This window comes from Paenibacillus sp. Y951 (genome assembly GCF_056786395.1).
In genome coordinates this window covers 1-696 of record NZ_JBXCIY010000084.1, presented here as the reverse complement: position 1 = coordinate 696, position 696 = coordinate 1, and the positions used below count along the sequence as shown (strand labels likewise).

Sequence of the window (696 nt, the reverse complement as noted above, 5' to 3'; positions counted from 1 at the left end):
GAGGCAGTATCGTTGTTCGCCACGTCCTTCTTCGGCTCCTAGTGCCTAGGCATCCTCCGTGCGCTCTTACTAGCTTAACCTAGTAACATCACTTCAAAGAAGTTTTCGTTAGAAAATCTTCAAAAAAATCATGCGCTTTATTTCATCATCGAAAAGTTTTCGACTCCACTTCCTAAGAAGATTCATCTCCAAGCTTCACAATTCGCTTTGGATGTTTCATTACTTTCATATCCAGTTTTCAAGGAACAAACACTTTTTCCGTTAGGAAAATAGTGAAAATTTTTCTGATAAGAAAACATCAAACCATATCCTTTTGGGAAACGGTAGACGATTTTTAATCAGATAATATATTGTGTAACTTACCAATGAATTATCATTTTCAGGAACACAAATAGATGAATTCGCAACTCCCTTCAAATGAAGGTAGTTGGTGGAGCCAAGCGGGATCGAACCGCTGACCTCCTGCTTGCAAGGCAGGCGCTCTCCCAGCTGAGCTATGGCCCCAGGCAAATTCCATCAAAGCTGAACAAATGGTTTACACGTCTGACACAATGTGTCTTATGTTCTTCTCTCGGAAGAACGTGTTCTCTTAGAAAGGAGGTGATCCAGCCGCACCTTCCGATACGGCTACCTTGTTACGACTTCACCCCAATCATCTACCCCACCTTCGACGGCTGGCTCCCTTGCGGGTTACCC

1 tRNA gene and 1 rRNA gene are annotated in these 696 nt (G+C 43.4%); both read right to left on the bottom strand.

Annotation, left to right across the window (positions count from 1 at the left end):
- Positions 1-428: 428 nt before the first annotated feature.
- Positions 429-504: transfer RNA gene (locus AC1TPB_RS24955), tRNA-Ala, on the bottom strand.
- A gap of 89 nt (positions 505-593) precedes the next feature.
- Positions 594-696: ribosomal RNA gene (locus AC1TPB_RS24950) — 16S ribosomal RNA — on the bottom strand; the annotation flags it as partial.